Annotated in this window: 14 protein-coding genes; 12 read left to right on the top strand and 2 right to left on the bottom strand. The window is 61.8% G+C overall.

The genetic code is table 11. The features are described 5' to 3' along the window. Genes folB through HMPREF2996_RS03615 form a run of 7 tightly spaced genes read left to right on the top strand, consistent with a single transcriptional unit; the run spans position 1 to position 4958 of the window. The gene (gene folB, locus HMPREF2996_RS03645) at positions 1-372 is read left to right on the top strand and encodes a dihydroneopterin aldolase (protein ID WP_070445894.1); all 372 of its coding nucleotides are present in this window, start codon (positions 1-3) and stop codon (positions 370-372) included. Next, positions 372-845 (top strand): 2-amino-4-hydroxy-6-hydroxymethyldihydropteridine diphosphokinase, encoded by a 474-nt coding sequence (folK, locus tag HMPREF2996_RS03640; protein ID WP_070730144.1) that lies wholly within the window; start codon positions 372-374, stop codon positions 843-845. The genes folB and folK overlap by 1 nt, the downstream gene beginning before the upstream one ends. Beyond that, positions 845-1318 carry a DUF3180 domain-containing protein gene (locus HMPREF2996_RS03635; protein WP_070445901.1) on the top strand — a complete coding sequence of 158 codons (474 nt, stop codon included), beginning with the start codon at positions 845-847 and terminating at the stop codon, positions 1316-1318. Before folK ends, HMPREF2996_RS03635 begins: the two co-directional genes overlap by 1 nt. Before the next feature lie 5 nt (positions 1319-1323). Further along, complete coding sequence (locus HMPREF2996_RS03630) at positions 1324-2538, top strand: DUF6779 domain-containing protein (RefSeq protein ID WP_070730190.1); 1215 nt, start codon at positions 1324-1326, stop codon at positions 2536-2538. Next, complete coding sequence (locus HMPREF2996_RS03625; protein WP_083313776.1) at positions 2539-3216, top strand: Rossmann-fold NAD(P)-binding domain-containing protein; 678 nt, start codon at positions 2539-2541, stop codon at positions 3214-3216. A gap of 23 nt (positions 3217-3239) precedes the next feature. Then, positions 3240-3971, top strand: coding sequence for a pantoate--beta-alanine ligase (locus HMPREF2996_RS03620; protein WP_070730186.1), 732 nt, complete (start codon positions 3240-3242; stop codon positions 3969-3971). A gap of 39 nt (positions 3972-4010) precedes the next feature. After that, a complete protein-coding gene (locus HMPREF2996_RS03615) occupies positions 4011-4958 on the top strand; it encodes a 2-dehydropantoate 2-reductase (protein ID WP_070730142.1) in 948 nt (315 codons plus the stop codon). 27 nt (positions 4959-4985) lie between these two features. Here HMPREF2996_RS03615 and HMPREF2996_RS03610 read toward each other — a convergent pair whose 3' ends face one another. Continuing rightward, entirely contained in the window at positions 4986-7085 is a 2100-nt protein-coding gene (locus HMPREF2996_RS03610) for a PhoX family protein (RefSeq protein WP_070730140.1), read from the bottom strand. 173 nt (positions 7086-7258) lie between these two features. Between HMPREF2996_RS03610 and lysS the strand changes: the two genes are divergently transcribed. From lysS to HMPREF2996_RS03590, 4 genes are all read left to right on the top strand, one after another. Then, a complete protein-coding gene (gene lysS, locus HMPREF2996_RS03605) occupies positions 7259-8833 on the top strand; it encodes a lysine--tRNA ligase (protein WP_070730137.1) in 1575 nt (524 codons plus the stop codon). A 175-nt stretch (positions 8834-9008) separates the two neighbouring features. Beyond that, the gene (locus HMPREF2996_RS03600) at positions 9009-9965 is read left to right on the top strand and encodes a hypothetical protein (RefSeq protein WP_070730136.1); all 957 of its coding nucleotides are present in this window, start codon (positions 9009-9011) and stop codon (positions 9963-9965) included. 34 nt (positions 9966-9999) lie between these two features. Then, the gene (locus tag HMPREF2996_RS03595; protein ID WP_070446070.1) at positions 10000-10944 is read left to right on the top strand and encodes a hypothetical protein; all 945 of its coding nucleotides are present in this window, start codon (positions 10000-10002) and stop codon (positions 10942-10944) included. A 159-nt stretch (positions 10945-11103) separates the two neighbouring features. Continuing rightward, positions 11104-12504, top strand: a complete 1401-nt coding sequence (locus HMPREF2996_RS03590) for an MDR family MFS transporter (RefSeq protein ID WP_070445919.1) — start codon at positions 11104-11106, stop codon at positions 12502-12504. A gap of 35 nt (positions 12505-12539) precedes the next feature. Here HMPREF2996_RS03590 and HMPREF2996_RS03585 read toward each other — a convergent pair whose 3' ends face one another. Continuing rightward, a complete protein-coding gene (locus tag HMPREF2996_RS03585) occupies positions 12540-13811 on the bottom strand; it encodes a serine/threonine protein kinase (RefSeq protein ID WP_070445922.1) in 1272 nt (423 codons plus the stop codon). Positions 13812-14067: 256 nt separating this feature from the next. Here HMPREF2996_RS03585 and HMPREF2996_RS03580 point away from each other — a divergent pair, with 256 nt between their 5' ends. Then, the gene (locus HMPREF2996_RS03580; protein WP_070711566.1) at positions 14068-16845 is read left to right on the top strand and encodes an ATP-dependent Clp protease ATP-binding subunit; all 2778 of its coding nucleotides are present in this window, start codon (positions 14068-14070) and stop codon (positions 16843-16845) included. The last annotated feature ends 77 nt before the right edge of the window (positions 16846-16922 follow it).

Genomic DNA, 16922 nt, shown 5'->3' with positions numbered 1-16922 from the left:
ATGGCGGATCGCATCGAGCTCACCGGCCTGGAGTGCTTTGGCTACCACGGAGTCTTCGAGGAAGAGAAGAAGACAGGACAGCCCTTCATCGTGGATGTCACCTGCTGGTTGGACACCGCGGGCATCGAGGATGACCTGTCCCGCACGGTGAATTACGCCGAGCTTGCTGACGTCACCGCAGACATCGTCGAAGGCCCCTCCCGGGACCTCATCGAGACGGTGGCTGAAGAAGTCGCCGAGACCGCCATGCGGCGCTTCGAGATTCTCCACGCCATCGAGGTGACCATCCACAAGCCGAAGGCACCCATCCCGCGCACCTTCGCGGACGTGGCCGTCGTAGCACGCCGCTCCCGGAAGAGGATGGCAGGCTAATGCGCGCCGTGCTGTCCATCGGCTCCAACATGGAGGATCGCCGCGCGCTGCTGCAGACCGTCTTTGATGAGTTTGCCGATGAGACCATCGCCGCCTCTCCGGTCTATGCCACCCCGCCGTGGGGCGTGACTGACCAGGATGAGTTTCTCAACGCGGTGCTCATCGTGGACGTGGACTGCACCCCGCTGGAGCTGCTGCGCCGCGGCCAGAAGTTGGAGGAGGCCGCTGAGCGTGTGCGCGTGCGGCACTGGGGCCCGCGCACCTTGGACGTGGACATCGTACAGATAGACGGCGTGACCTCCGAAGATCCGGAACTTACTCTGCCGCACCCTTATGCCCACGAGCGCGCCTTTGTGCTCGTACCGTGGCTGGCCGCGGATGAGCACGCGCAGCTTAACGGCACCCCGGTGCGCGAACTCATCGCCGACCTCGATGAGGACGAGGTCGCGGCGGTGAAGGAACTGGGGGAGTAATGACGAGGACGTCGATCGGCGCGCTCATCGGCACGGCCCTTTTCGTGGCCGCGGCGGCCGCCATCCTCACCACCCGCTTTTATGGCTCCATGCTGGCCATCCCGGCAACGGTGTCGATTTCCCTGTGGGCCATGGCGCTGGTGTGCGTGCTGTTGACCCTTAAGGTCCGCGGCGCCAAGGAGGACGAGCACGGCATCGGCCTGGACAACTCGCAGCTCAATCCCATGACCATCGCGCAATTCTTGCTGGTCGGCAAAGCCTCGGCGTGGACGGGTGCCATCGTGGGCGGGGCCTATGCAGGCATGGCAGTTTACGTGGTGCCTCGTGCGGGTGAGCTCGTCGCGGCGGCTGGTGACCTGGCTGGGGTGGTGACCTCTGCGCTGGGTGGTGCTGCGATGTGTGTCGCCGGAGTGGTGCTGGAGCGACACTGCGAGGTGCCACCTCCAACTGATGGGGCACAAGCGGTAAGTTAGTGGGCATGACGAGCCCGCATCACGCCCCTGAGCCCCAGCACGAGTCGGCCCCGGACGATTATCCGACGGCCCAATTTTCTGCGCAGCCGGACTCTCAGCCACCAACGCCGGCGGAGTCTTCTGAGACCGGTTCGAAGACGGATGCGGGTTCCATCGGGCTTATCGTCTTGGTCATCCTCGCGGTGATTGCCAGCCTGGTCATGCTGATTTCGGGTTCGGCGAATGCGCTGAAGATCGCCTTGCTCGCCTCCCTGTGGGCTGCGGTGCTGGGCTTCTTCCTGGTTGTGCGCTACCGCCGCCAGGCCCATGAGGCCAAGGAGCTTCTGGCAGTAGAGCGCGCCCATGCTGCATCCACTTTGACCGCTTCCGGCGCTTCCACTACGGACAACAGTCAGGTCCTGGCGGAGATCCGCTCTGAGCTAGAAGCCATCCGCGCCCAAATCGAGGAGATCTCCGGGCGCGAGTGGGTCTACGAGCCCGCCGCCCTGTATGCGGAGGCTCGCCGCATCCAGGAGCTGGAGCGCAAGGCCGGCGGCGCAGGAGTGGATGAGCGCGGCGATGCACCCAACGTGAACTTCACCCAGAAGTCCGGTGGCGCGCCGTCTGCCGACGCCGTGGCAGGCCGCCTCGGTTCGCAGCCAACCCACCCGGTGAGCAATCCGCTGGATAATCTGCTGGCGGATAATGCTCGTGGCAACGCCCAGCAGCCTGCTGCGAAACCCGCCGAGCAGCCCGCAGATCAGCAGGGCACCCGCCCAGCACCATCTCCCTTCGGTGCACCACAGCCGTCGCAGAACCGTGCCCCGGCGTTTCGCCCCATGGGTGAACCACAGCAGAAGCCGCAGGCGCCGCAGCCGCAGCCCCAGCCGAAGGCCGAAAAGCCGCAGGTAAAGGCAGAGAAGCAGCAGGCGCGCACCGAGCAGAAGCCGCAGCAGCAGAAGCCTCAGACTCCGTCGCAGCCGAAGGCGCCGGAGTTCAAGACCGATAGCTTCCAAGCCGTGCAGTGGAACCAGGGTGCCGCAGGCGCGCAGCACGTCAAGGAGGATGCTGGCCCCGCACAGCCGCACCACCGCCACCGCAAGCCGGAGTCAGACAGCGCACAGCCCAGCACCCGTGGCCGTCGCCGCAGCGATGAACACCGTGAGGGTGCGGTGTCCGTCGCGGAGCTTTTGGCGCGCCGTAAGCAACAGCAGGAGCCGGACAAGGACGTGAAGAAGTAGATGCAGGCACCACGCATGCGGGTGGCGGTCTGGGGTAATTCCCGAGCCGGCATTAACTTCGCCCTCCGTCTGGAGATGGCTGGCCACACCATTGAGAAGCTTGAGGACCCCGCCCAGCTGGACCGCTTCGATGCGCTGATTCTCGCCGCGACGGCGAGGGAGCTGGAAGGGGCTGTCGGGGACGTCGAAAAGCACGTGCGCCCCAAGCAAATCGTCATCCACACCTCATTGCTGGCTGGGGTGGAAGCCCTTGATGAGCTGGAAACGCGCGGGTGTCTGACGATTGCCGCAGCTCCCCTGGGCGACTCCTACGCGGTGGGCGCTCTCGATGAGGTGGCGGATACCGTCATTAGATTGTTGCTCTCAGAGATTCACCAGACCGCAGAAACGGTGCCTGAGGCACAACGTGCCGAGCGAGCCGCGCGGTTGTACTACGCGGAGATGCTCGGTGAACTCAGCGCGTGGGCGGCGCTTAAGGCGGGGATTATCGAAGATTTTATGGGCAGTTCCTTCGACCTCGACGCCGATGACATCATCGATGCTTACCCCGCCGCCGTGGAGCTGGGAATGGCGCGCAACTACCGCGACGTCGCCCGCATGGTGGGTGAGCAGGAAAAGATTGAAGAATTGGAACTGTGGGCAGTAAGAAAGGAAGCGCCGTGGCCGAACAACTCCTAGTGGAGGACATCGAGCGCATCCGCATGGTGGGCAGCGCCTACCGCAAGACGGGCAAGCGCGTGGTGCTCGTACCGCTGGGCCGCGATATTCACGCCGGGCACCTTGCCTTAGTGCAGGCAGCACAGGGCGTGCGCGGAAGCGTGGTTGTCGTCGCCGTTGACGACGACACTGACATCACCGCCCTCGACAGCGTTGATGTGGTGTGGCGCTATGGCACGCAGAGCCAGCGCACGCGGGTCCTTGCACCCGATCACGGCATGGAAGACGTCTGTGCGGAGTTGACCCGCATAGTGGCGCTGACCTGTGCGCTTGGCCCCAGTGATGTGTTCATGGGGGAGAAAGACTACGAGCTGCTCGTGGCTACCCAACAAGCTTTTACGGACCTTCACATCGGGGCGCGTGTGCAGGGTGTGCCCTCGGTGCGCATGCCCGATGGTGTGGTGATGAGCCTGCGCAATGCCGACGTGGCACCTGAAGCACGCGAGCAAGCCAGCGCCTTGTCAGCGGCACTTACCGCCGGCGCGTACGCGGCGGAGTCCGGGGCCGAGGAAGTCGTCCGTGTGGCACGTGAGGTGCTCACTGCCGCGGGCGTCGAGCCGGAATACGTGGAGCTGCGCGGGCGCGACCTTGGGGAGCCACCCGCAGAGGGCGATGCCCGCCTCTTTCTCGCCGCCACCATCGGCGGCGTGCGGCTCATCGATAACGCGGGCGTGCCGTTGGGAATTGGCTTCCGAAATTTAGAACAGCGCGGATAAAAGTCTGTGGCGCAGGTCTCCACCGGTTAGGTTGGAGACATGAAGATTGGAATTCTGGGAGCCGGCGCCATCGGCGGATACTTTGGCGGAAAACTGAAAGCAGCGGGCCACGACGTCGCCTTCGTCGCCCGTGGCGAGACCTTGCGGGTGCTGGGGGAGACGGGCGTGACGCTGATCGACGCCCACGCAGAACCCACCACGACCGAGGTTATTAAGGTCCCGGCTGCGCAATCCTTTACTGAGGTCAAGGAGGTCTTGGGTGGGCTGGACGTGGCGATTATCGCGTCGAAGGCGCTGCCGGGCAATGAGACCTTTGGCAGCGCGGAGGACCGCGAGGTCCTGCAGGGTATCCCGGTGGTGACCACGCACAACTCGGTCGAGATTCCGTACCTTGCGGCCGAGGAATTTGGGGAGGAAAACATCCTTGCTGGGGTTGCCCGTGTTTATGCCACCCGTCTGGGGCCGGCTCAGATCAAGCGCAATCCGGGGCCCTTGGCTTTGGCTTTTGGTCCGCTGAGTGCTGATGCGCCGGAGTCACTGCGCCGTACAGGTGAGGATCTGGCGGCCGCGCTGAAAGAGGCGGGTGCCTCCAGCAAGTTCCACGACGCAGCGCTTGTCGACGTCTGGTCGAAAGCCATGTTCGTTACCCCTACCGGCACTCTGGGCGCCTTGGTGGATAAACCGATTGGCTACCTTTGCCAGGAAATCCCCGGCCAGCTTGAGGCCTTCATGCGGGAAGTCGAGTCTGTTGGACGTGCACTTGGCGTGGACCTGCCTGACAATGTGGTCGAGCAAACCATGGAGTTTGCCCGCCAGCAGCACCCGGATAACACGTCCTCCATGCAGCGCGACATCAAAGAAGGTCTACCAAACGAACTTGACGCCCAGGTCGGAGCTATCCGACGCATGGGCGCCAAGGCTGGGGTTGCAACCCCGTTGTGGGATTTTGCGCAGGAGGTGCTGGAGGCGCAGCTGCGCACCGCCTAAGAGTGCGCACTACGCAACGTCGGTGCCTTATTCGGTACCGATCTTGCCGTCCTTTTTCCACACCACGACCACGGCCGGGCGCGGGGTGGACTTGCCGCCGTCAGGCCAGTGGGAGGTGGCGTTCTCAAAAGTGGCGTCGTCAGCCTCACCCGGGTGCTGGACGTTGACCATGACGCGGTCATCGTCGACGATCGGTCCACAGGTCTCCGCGCCCGCCGGGACGGTGAGGAAGCACTTGAGCTCGCCGCGGGTCTCGCCCTCGGTGGTCACGGCATAAAGGCCATCGTTGGAGTCCAGCGCGTTGCCGTCGGTAGAGATCCACAGGTTGCCGTGGTTGTCGAAGGCCAGGTTATCTGGGCAGGAAATCGGGGAGACCTTCTCCTTATCGAAGCCGCCGAAGTAGGTGCTGGCCTCACGCGGGTCACCGCAGACCAGGAAGAGGTTCCAGGTGAACTTCTCGCCGGCGTGGTCATCCTCGAGCTCCATGACCAGGCCGTTCTTGTTCTCCTTGACCGGAGCCCATTCCTTGGCGTCTTCCTTGTTCTTCTTGGCGTTTTCGCCAGTGGCGCCACGGTACTTGTTGTTGGTCAGCGCGATGTAGACCTTCTCGGTCTCCGGGTGAACCTCAACGTCCTCTGGGCGGTCCATCTTGGTTGCGCCCACCTTATCGGCGGCCTCACGAGTAAAGACGGCGACTTCCTCGGCGGACATGCCGTCCACGTGGGACTCGAACTTGTTGTTCTCCGTATCGGAGGTCAGCAGCTTGACCCACTCGCCGCTGCCGTCGAAAGCACCGTCCTCCGGCAGGACACCGGAGCCGTCGATTTCCTTCTCCGGGGAGTTGCCTTCCATCTTGGCCACGTACAGGGTGCCGTGGTCCAGGATGGTCATGTTGTGCTCCAGGTCGCCTTCCTTGTACTTCTTGGAGGAGACGAACTTGTAGACGTACTCGAAGCGGGAGTCATCGCCGGAGTAGCAGACCACGGTGCCATCCTTGGTGATGTGGATGTTGCCAGCCTCGTGCTTGTAGCGGCCCACAGCGGTGTGCTTGACCGGGGTGGAGTTCGGATCTAGCGGGTTGATCTCCACGAGCCAGCCAAAGCGGTTTGGCTCGTTCGGCTCCTTGGTTACATCGAAGCGGTCATCGTACTTCTCCCACTTACGGTCGGACGGGCCCTCCTTGATGCCGAAGCGCTTGAGAGACTCAGCGGCCTTGTCGTCCTTGACGTCACCGCCTGCGAAGTACTGGTCGAAGTTCTCTTCGCCGGAGAGCATGGTGTTCCACGGGGTCACGCCACCGGAGCAGTTGTTGAGGGTACCCAGGACCTTCTCACCCTTCGGGTCGGCGGAGGTCTTCACCAGGTCGGTGCCCTTAGCCGGACCAACCAGGGTGAACGGGGTGGTGGCGGTGATGCGGCGGTTGAGCGGGCCGAATTCGCGCTTGAGTTCGCCGGAGCCCTTCACCTTGGAGACCTCGAGGATGGTGTGGCCGTGGCCGGCCCAGCCGATCTTTACCTGCTCCTCGGTGGGGTTCTCCGGGTCGTAGTCCGGGAACATCATCGGCTCGGTGGTGTACTCATGCGAGCACATGTAGATCATGCGGTTCTTGTCATCCGGGTGCTCGATGAGGCCGGCGAAGTCATTGTTGAAGCCGAACTGCTTCTCCGCATCCGCGGCGGTCTGGTTGTTGACGTCGAATTCCGGTGCGCCCTCGATGACCGGGTCACCCCAGGCAATCAGAACGGACTGCTCATAGCCCTTCGGGATGACGACCTCATCCTTGGTATTGGCCTCTACGGCTTCAAAGTGCATGCCCTCGGCGGAGGTGAGCTCGATGTCAGAGCCCTTGACCTCGCTGGTCTTGTCGGAGGAGCCGCCGCCAGCTGCAGCATCCTTTTCGTCTGGTGCGGCACAAGCAGCCAGCGCGGAGGAACCACCGACGGCGACGACGGCCAAGCCACCGGCGCGCAGGGCGGTACGGCGGGAGAACTGGTTGCCGAAGTAAGGGTTGTCGGAGGTGTTCTCGCATTCGCCGAAACAGGCATTACCGCACTTGTAGGTGCAGGTAAGAGAAGAACGAGACGAGGTGAACATGTTAGCCAAGAGATTACGGCCGTTGAGTGCCATGAAAGTTATGCTCCAAAAATCGAAAATCGTTGGTTGCGTAAGGGATGTCGCAACGGACGCACTGAGTTAATACGGTTGAGATGACCGCGCGGTTGATGCTGTCTAACCACCAGATGAACTCTCTGTGAACCGGGATCGCGCCAGCGTATGGGGATCGACTACCCTAGACAACCGTGAGCGAGAAGAAGAATACTGAAGTTACTGACGTCCCCGAGCAGCTGCGCATTCGCCGCGAGAAGCGCGCCCGACTGTTGGAGTCCGGCACCGAGCCCTATCCGGTGACCGTAGACCGCACGATCTCCTTGCGGGATCTCCGCCAGCAGTTCCAGGTCGTTGCCGAGGGCGAAGAGCCGGCCGCGGAAGAGGGCGTCACCTACCTCAGCGCGGGTGAGGAGACTGACGTCGAGGTAGCCATCGCCGGCCGCCTTATCTTCATGCGCAATACCGGCAAGCTTTGCTTTGCCACCTTGCAAGATGGCGATGGCACCCAAGTGCAGGCCATGCTGTCGCTGGCAGAGGTAGGGGAGGAGCGCCTCGCCGCGTGGAAGTCTGACGTTGACCTGGGTGATTTCATCTCCGTGCGGGGTCGCGTCATTTCCTCGCGCCGTGGCGAGCTCTCCGTTATGGCCTCCACGTGGACCATGGCGGCGAAGTCCCTGCGCCCGCTTCCGGTTTCCTTCGCGGACATGAACGAGGAAACTCGCGTGCGCCAGCGCTACAACGACCTCATCGTGCGCGAGGAGGCCCGCAAGAATGCCATGACCCGCGTGAAGGTCATGCGTGCGCTGCGCAACTACCTGGAAGATGAGGGCTTCGTGGAGATCGAAACCCCGATGTTGCAGACCCTCCACGGTGGTGCGGCGGCCCGCCCGTTCGTGACCCACTCCAATGCCCTGGACATTGACCTCTACCTGCGCATCGCTCCGGAGCTCTTCCTGAAGCGCGCTGTGGTCGGCGGCATCGACCGCGTCTTTGAGATCAACCGCAACTTCCGTAACGAGGGCGTTGACCGCTCCCACTCCCCGGAGTTTGCCATGCTGGAGACCTACGAGGCGTGGGGTGACTACAACGACTGTGCCCGCACTATCCGCGAGTCCATCCAGTCTGTGGCCCGCGCGGTCTTCGGTTCCACCACCGTCACCTTGGCTGATGGTACTGAGTATGACTTCGGTGGCGAAGAGTGGCCGGAGATTGAAATGTACCCCTCCCTCAACGAGGCTCTGCAGCGCAAGTTCCCCGGCCAGCCGGAGGTCACCATCGACTCCACCGTCGAGGAGCTCAAGGCGATTGCTGACGTCATCGGGCTCGACGTCCCGAAGAACGGCGGCTGGGGCCACGGCAAACTGGTGGAGGAGATCTGGGAGGTGCTCTGCGAGGACCAGCTTGAGGGCCCAATCTTTGTGAAGAACTTCCCGGTTGAGACCTCCCCGCTGACCCGTCAGCACCGCTCGCAGCCAGGCGTGACGGAGAAGTGGGACCTTTACGTGCGCGGCTTCGAGCTGGCCACCGGCTACTCGGAGCTGGTGGATCCCGTAATCCAGCGTGAGCGCTTCGAGGACCAGGCCCGCTTGGCTGCTGGCGGCGATGAAGAAGCCATGGTTTTGGATGAGGACTTCCTCGCCGCCATGGAGCAGGGCATGCCGCCGACAGCGGGCGCTGGTATGGGCATGGACCGCCTGCTTATGGCTCTGACCGGCCTAGGAATCCGTGAGACCGTGCTCTTCCCAATCGTGAAGCCGGAGAAGTAGGCCCTAAGCCAACTCGAGCACAGTTCATCCCGCGGCACATTCCGCGCGCAACGCACAAGCCACCGGCCCCGCAGCCGAAGGCTTGTGCGTTGCCGTGTTTTGGCGGTGCTTTCAGTTTGTCGCCGCAGCACACATCACTCAGCGAGAGGCCTGCCTGCGTGGAACAATACAAAGCATGAAAAAGCTATTCTCTCTTCTCACACTGCCGCTTGTAACGGCTGGCTTGGTTGCGTGTTCTTCTGATGAAGGAACCCAGGAAACTCATCGATTCGAAGTTGTGGAGTCCTCGGGTTCTCAAAGCAGTGCGCAAAGCTCTGATAGCGCCGAAGAAAGCGATTCCACAGATCGCGAGCCGGGGTTTGGCTCTCAACCTTCGGGCCTCAAAGAACGCGATGCCGAGGACTTCCGCGCCACTGGGTTCAGGTATGAGACCACGGTGGCCTGGGGAGTGAGGAGCCCGGACGGCAGGGTGTCGTGTTCTCTGCATGAGGGCTCTCAAGGGCCGTGGTGCTTCGTTGGCTTTGAAAACCCGCCCATCCTGCCTGACCCCGAGAACCCGCAATGGGAAGCAAACATGGTCAGCTATATAGAAGGTGCCGGTTTCTTCCCCAAGGGCGTGGTGGATGCCGGGGACCAGGTTCCTTCACAGCAGCTGGAGGAAGGCGAGAAAGTCGATATCAACGGCGTGATTTTTGAAGCCCCCAGTGCGGATGAATTCACGGTTCAGGTCCAAGACCACCATTTCACAGTGAAGGACGGCGGCCAGTTTTCGGCGGATACTTATCCGCTGAAGCCGGACACCAATGGCTATGCGCCCGTGGGTACTGTCTGCGGCGAGACCGACACCAATTTTGGACGCCAGAAAGTCTTTGTGCAGACAGACGGTACGAATTGCACGACTGCAATGGAGATCGTGGACAAGTACGTCAACTACGAGTGGGACATAAAAGAAGTGAACACCCGGGGAATCCTGGAGCTTGACGGCTGGAAGTGCTCTCACAGAGAACCGGAATTCGTTGAGACACCTAATCCGTATGCACGTCGGATTCATTGCGAAGATTTATCCGGTATCGGTCGCGTTGTTCTTCTTGACGCTGCACACCCCGAAGACCCGAAACACTCGGAAAACTAGTGGCATAACACTATTTCGTGGGACGATGATTGTTATGAAGAAGCTTCTCTCTATCCTTTCTGCCTCCCTCATGGCCTGCGCCGCGGCTTCGTGTTCTTCGACGAGCGAGCCGGCGGGCGATGAGCCACAGTTTCAACAGAACTCAGCCAGCTCCGCCAGTTCTGAATCTGCCTCCAGTAGCTCTACCGAGGCCGCGGCGTCGAGCAGCGCCAAGCCCGATAAAGACAAACCCGGCGGCCTGAAGGAACGCGATCCGCAGGACTTTATGGCGGGTGGCAACCTAGCGACGATTCCGAACCCCATCCCAGCGGTCAAGAGCCCGGATGGGCGCGTCCTCTGCCTCATCCACGAAGAGGCCGATGCCCCGAACTGCAAGGTCGAATTTGCCGATCCGCCAATTTATCCGGGGCCGGTCATGCAGAGCTGGAGGTCAAACGCGGTGAGCTACCTCGGCGACCGCGGCTTCTTCCCGGTGTGGGCCATTGAGTTCTATACACCGACCGAAGTTGCAACGCTCAACGAGGGCGAGACCGTGAGCTTTGACGGTGGAACCTTTGAAGCACTCAGTGGCAACGAGTTTGTGGTCAAGGCGAACGGGCACCACTTCACCGTCAAGGACGATGGCCAGTACTACTCCGATACCTTCCCAGCGAAGCCAGATGCGAATGGCATCGCCAACACCGGAACGGTGTGCGGTGAAAGCGGTACGCGTGGTGAAGACACCGGTTTGGTCTACGTGCAAGAGGACGGCACGAATTGCAATGACGCCATGGAATTGCTGGATGAATACGCTAACCATGACTGGCAGGCTGGCGAGGGCGGAAACCGTGGCCACCTCACCACGGACCTGGGGCACTGTGCTTACGGTGCGCCGAAACTGTGGGAGGATACCCCAGAAAACCGTTTGTTGGGCTGCAGCTTGGACAGCGGTGGCAGCGTCGTGGTCATCACGTCCCGCAACATGGAAACGATCCCTTAAAGCCCCACCAACTGCCGGGGAGCGAGGAAACTTCGCTGCCCCGGCTCATGTGGCATCCCCGGCTACCTTGCGAGTACTCTAAACTCCTTGCGCGCAGACTGCGGAAGCGTTGGCGCGAATATCCCCAGAGCAGAGAAACAGAAAGGTGTGGCTGGCCGCATGTCCGCTGAGATTCCCTCGAAGGTGATAATTAACCTCAGCATCCTGGTGCTGGGGGCGATGGTCATGATTCTCAATGAGACCTCGCTCTCCGTTGCGCTACCAGCCATTATGGCGGACTTCTCCATTCCTGCTACGAGCGCCCAATGGCTGTTGACGGGATTCATGCTCACCATGGCCGTCGTCATTCCGACCACCGGCTTCTTGCTGGAGAGGCTTAGCACGCGGCAGATTTTCACCGCCTCCGCAGGACTCTTCCTGGTTGGCACCGTGGTGGCGGCCCTCGCCCCGAGCTTCGTCATTCTGCTCCTGGGCCGCATCTTGCAAGCCGGCGGAACCGCGCTGATGATTCCTACGCTGATGACCGTGGCCATGACGCTGGTCCCAGCGCAGCGCCGCGGCACGGTAATGGGCATCATCTCTGTGGTTATCTCCGTTGCCCCGGCGCTTGGCCCCACAGTCGGCGGGGCGATTCTGAACCGCTTCACCTGGCACGTCATCTTCTGGGCCATGGCGCCGCTCGTCGCCCTTATTCTCACCTTTGGGCTCTGGCGATTGAGCAATGTGGGTGAGAACCGCGATACTCCGCTCGATGGCCTCTCCGTCGTCCTTTCCGCCTTCGCGTTTGGCGGGCTGATTTATGGTCTGTCCTCGATGGAAAAGATGCTGGAGGGCGGCGCCTGGGTGGATATCGCCGTTACCGTGGTCGGCGTCATCGCGCTCATTGTATTTATCCGTCGCCAGCAGCGCTTGGCACTGGAGGACCGCGCACTGATGGACCTGCGTCCTTTCCGCGTCCGCAATTTCACTCTCGCGGTGATCATCCTCCTCCTGTCCTTTGGGCTCATGCTGGGAATGGTCACGGTCTTGCCCATCTACCTGCAAACGACCTTGGGCGTCACCGCCTTTGCCACGGGATTGGCGGTGATGCCCGGCGGCATCCTCCAGGCTTTCCTTTCCCCGATCGTGGGCCGGCTCTTCGATTCCTATGGCCCGCGTCCACTCATGATTCCGGGCTCACTGTTCATGGTGGCCAGCCTGTGGCTTATGGTCATCTTGGGTGAGAACTCAGCCCTGTGGATGGTCGTGGGCATGCACGTGATCTTCTCCCTCGGCATGTGCTTGATGATGACGCCGCTGATGACCACAGCGCTGTCCTCGCTTCCGGAGAAGCTTTACTCGCACGGTTCGGCCATCATGAACACCTTCCAGCAGTTGGCTGGCGCGACGGGAACGGCTTTGCTCGTAGTCTTCCTCACACGCGGCACCCAGGCTGGCGCCGCCGCGGGGATGGGGCCCGCCGCAGCGACGGCACAGGGAACGCATTGGGCTTTCCTCTTTGCCGGCGTGGCCGGTATCGCCATTGCGGTGATTGCACCGCTGCTTAAGCGTGTGGACTAACGGCGCAGACTAGCTGCGCCGAGTGAGCGTGCGGCTTAGCACAGCGGCATGTTCAGGCGAAGTTCTTCGGCGTCCTCACCCCACACGAGGACGGCGTCCGCGGAGTCTTCGGTGCTCATGTAGAAGACTGGCTCGGAATCAGAAACGTCATAGCTGCGTACGGTGCACTGGCCGTTGGACAGTTCCTGCGCATCCTGTGTTGGGGCAGCTGCGTCGCGCTTGGCGACGTCCCCGTACCTCGCCACCGAGTAGCCCACACCGTCGCCAACGCAGGTAATCTTCGCGTCCTGACCATCCTCCGGCTCGCGGGACTCGCAGGTGGCACCGTCGAAGCCCTCCCCACCGGGACGGGAGCTGATGAGTCCTGGGTGGTCGTCGACCAGCGCTTGCTCCTCCTCAGACCACGCCGGACGGCCCAAGAAGAACCACAGCAGGCCGCCGATGAGGGCTAAAAGGACAAGGCCCACACCAAGGCCAGCAAAGACCTTGCTCTTCGAGGTCGACCCGCGCTGAGCGGAGTCTTCTGCAGGGGTGGAAGCGGGAACCGGCGCTTGCGGCTGCGTTCCCCATTCTCCTTGCTGGGCAGCAGCGTAATGCTGTTCCGGTTGCCACTGTGGCGTACCCGCGGCGGCGTCGGCGCTAGGCGTGGTGGTGGCACCTGCGCTTGCCGCGCTGGCGCTGGCCATCCCTGCTCCAGCATTTCGGAGAGAATCAACAACGGCGGCCGCCGAGGTATAAGCGCCTGCTGCGCGGAAGGAAGGATAGGCGGCGGCGAGGAGTTGTGCCAGGCGGTCGATTGCCTCCTTCGCTGTTGCAGTGGGGGCCTCGGAGCCCGTAGCTGGGCCGACTGCTGCGAAGAAGGCGTTCGAGCGGTTATTGGTCAGGATGATGCGGCGCGGATTGAGCGCGCGGAGAGCGAAATTATTGCGGCCCTTCTGGAGCAGGAAATCGGTGGCGTCAGCCAAAGGGGCGAAGACAGCGATGGCCTCCTCCCGGGAAAGGTGCTGCGCGCCGATGCCAGAGGAAGTGAAATTCGACAGCTGCTCACCTGGCAGGCTGCGGCGCACGAAGAATTCTTGACCGTTGTTCATCGTTCCCGTGCCTACGATGGGGGCGATGGCGCTGTGCTGTAGTTGCCCCACGACGCCGGACTGGCGGAGCACACCACGGTCCTCTGGGTTGTATATCTCCACGAGCAGCTCGTCATGTGAAGGATCTTCCACGAGGAAGAGCGTGGAGTCCGCTCCTTGGTCCAAGACTGCCTTTTGGCGCAGCTGGTGCTGGGTGGTGAAAAATTCTGGGAGCATAGTCACGATGAGAGGAAATCCTTCGTGGAGGGGTCGATGATGAGATATATAGAATCCTCTTCATTCTAAGGTGGCGAAGCCTCTGTGGCAGGTTAGTGCGAAAAGCGGCTTCATCATGACCTGTTCGCTACCGGCGTACAGTGCCTTTACCTGCGGAAATGTAGGTTTAGTGGAAGAGGGGGAGAGAAATCGTGGATGGAGTGTCCTCCCCGCGCGTTAGAGTGGATGACACATTTAGAGCGAAAGGTAAGAGGTAATGTTCGAGAGGTTTACTGACCGTGCTCGCCGCGTCATCGTTTTGGCGCAGGAGGAAGCACGCATGCTCAACCACAATTACATCGGCACCGAGCACATCCTCCTGGGACTTATCCACGAAGGTGAAGGTGTAGCAGCCAAGGCCTTGGAGTCCATGGGCATCTCGCTGGAGGATGTCCGCCGTGAGGTGGAAGAGATTATTGGTCAAGGTTCTCAGCCGCACACCGGCCACATCCCCTTCACCCCGCGCGCCAAGAAGGTCCTCGAGCTCTCCCTGCGTGAGGGCCTTCAGATGGGCCACAAGTACATCGGCACCGAATTCCTACTGCTTGGCCTCATCCGCGAGGGCGATGGCGTAGCAGCCCAGGTGCTGACGAAGTTGGGCGCTGACTTGCCGCGTGTTCGCCAGCAGGTTATCCAGCTGCTCTCCGGCTATGAGGGCAACGAGGGAGAGGGCAACCAGTCCCAGGGTGGTGCAGGTCCGGTGGGCGCCGGTGCCGGCGCTGGCCAGGGTGGACGTGGCGGCCCAGGCGGCTCCGGTGAGCGTTCCAACTCCCTGGTGCTGGACCAGTTCGGCCGCAACCTCACCCAGGCGGCGCGTGATGGCAAGCTGGACCCGGTAGTGGGCCGCGATTCTGAGATCGAGCGCATTATGCAGGTGCTGTCCCGCCGCACGAAGAATAACCCGGTGCTCATCGGTGAGCCCGGCGTGGGTAAGACCGCCGTGGTCGAAGGTCTGGCCCTCGATATCGTTAACGGCAAGGTCCCGGAGACCCTTAAGGATAAGCAGCTCTACTCGCTGGACCTGGGCTCCCTGGTGGCCGGTTCGCGCTACCGCGGTGACTTCGAGGAACGCCTGAAGAAGGTGCTCAAGGAGATTAACCAGCGCGGTGACATCATCCTCTTCATCGATGAGATCCACACCCTGGTCGGCGCCGGTGCCGCCGAGGGCGCTATCGATGCCGCTTCGCTGTTGAAGCCGAAGCTGGCTCGCGGCGAACTGCAGACTATTGGTGCCACCACCTTGGATGAGTACCGCAAGCACATTGAGAAGGATGCTGCTCTCGAGCGCCGCTTCCAGCCGGTCAAGGTGGACGAGCCTTCTCTCGATGACACCATCCTCATCCTCAAGGGTCTGCGCGATAAGTACGAGGCACATCACCGTGTCTCCTACACCGATGAGGCGCTGAAGGCAGCGGCCTCCCTGTCTGACCGCTACATCAATGACCGCTTCCTGCCGGATAAGGCTGTCGACCTCCTCGATGAGGCCGGTGCCCGCATGCGTATTAAGCGTATGACCGCTCCGGAAGGTCTGCGTGAAGTCGATGACCGCATCGCCGAGGTCCGCAAGGAAAAGGAAGCGGCGATTGACGCGCAGGACTTTGAAAAGGCTGCTGGTTTGCGCGATAAGGAGCGCAAGCTCGGTGAAGAGCGTGCGGAGAAGGAGAAGCAGTGGCGCTCCGGTGACTTGGAGGAAATCGCCGAGGTTGGTGAGGAGCAGATCGCAGAGGTCCTCGCTCACTGGACCGGTATTCCGGTTCTCAAGCTTACTGAGAAGGAATCCAACCGCCTCCTCAACATGGAAGAGGAGCTGCACAAGCGCATCATTGGCCAGGACGATGCCGTCAAGGCCGTCTCCCGCGCCATCCGCCGCACCCGTGCTGGCCTGAAGGACCCGCGTCGTCCTTCTGGTTCCTTCATCTTCGCTGGCCCGTCCGGTGTGGGTAAGACGGAGCTGTCGAAGTCCTTGGCTAACTTCCTCTTCGGTTCGGATGATGACCTCATCCAGATCGATATGGGTGAGTTCCACGATCGCTTCACCGCGTCCCGCCTCTTCGGTGCCCCTCCGGGTTACGTTGGTTACGAAGAGGGCGGCCAGCTGACCGAGAAGGTTCGCCGTAAGCCTTTCTCCGTGGTGCTCTTCGATGAGATCGAGAAGGCCCACAAGGAGATCTACAACACCCTTCTGCAGGTGTTGGAGGATGGCCGCCTGACCGATGGTCAGGGCCGCGTGGTGGACTTCAAGAACACGGTGCTCATTTTCACCTCCAACCTGGGTACCCAGGACATCTCGAAGGCCGTGGGACTGGGCTTTACCGGCTCTTCGGAGAATGACGCCGATGCGCAGTACGAGCGCATGAAGAACAAGGTCAACGACGAGCTGAAGAAGCACTTCCGCCCTGAGTTCCTGAACCGTATTGATGAGATTGTGGTCTTCCACCAGCTCACGCAGGAGCAGATTGTCGAGATGGTGGAGCTGCTCATCGCCCGCGTGGAGAAGCAGCTTTCCGAGCGTGACATGGGCATTGAGCTCACCCAGAAGGCCAAGGATCTGCTGGCTCAGCGCGGCTTCGACCCGGTCTTGGGTGCTCGTCCGCTGCGCCGCACCATCCAGCGCGAGATTGAGGATCAGCTCTCCGAGAAGATCCTCTTCGGCGAAATCGGTGCGGGCGAAATCATCACCGTGGACGTTGAAGGCTGGGACGGCGAGTCCAAGGACAACTCTTCTGCCACCTTCACCTTCACCCCGCGTCCGCGCCCTCTGCCGGAGGACACCTTCGACAAGGATCTCGAGGAGACCGCCGTGCGTGAGGCCGATGAGGAACTGGCCACCGAAATCGACGCCGAAACTCACGGCCCAGACTCCGATGGCCCCGACACTGTCACCCCGGACGTCCTCGACGAGTCAGGTAGCGACTCCGCTGAGGAATCCCACAACGATGATGGTGATGACGGCAACCCGCCGCCGGCAGGTGCCGGTGCTGGCCAGCCGCTCTAAGCACTGACTCGGGACCCACACTGGGCCCATAAGGAATAGCCCCGAACCGCATGTGAACTTCGTGCGGATCGGGGCTT

Origin of the sequence: Corynebacterium sp. HMSC066C02, assembly GCF_001814945.1 — a bacterium.
In the GTDB taxonomy this organism is placed as follows: domain Bacteria; phylum Actinomycetota; class Actinomycetes; order Mycobacteriales; family Mycobacteriaceae; genus Corynebacterium; species Corynebacterium aurimucosum.
Note: the sequence above shows the minus strand (reverse complement) of the source record. Positions and strands in the feature narration are given on the sequence as shown.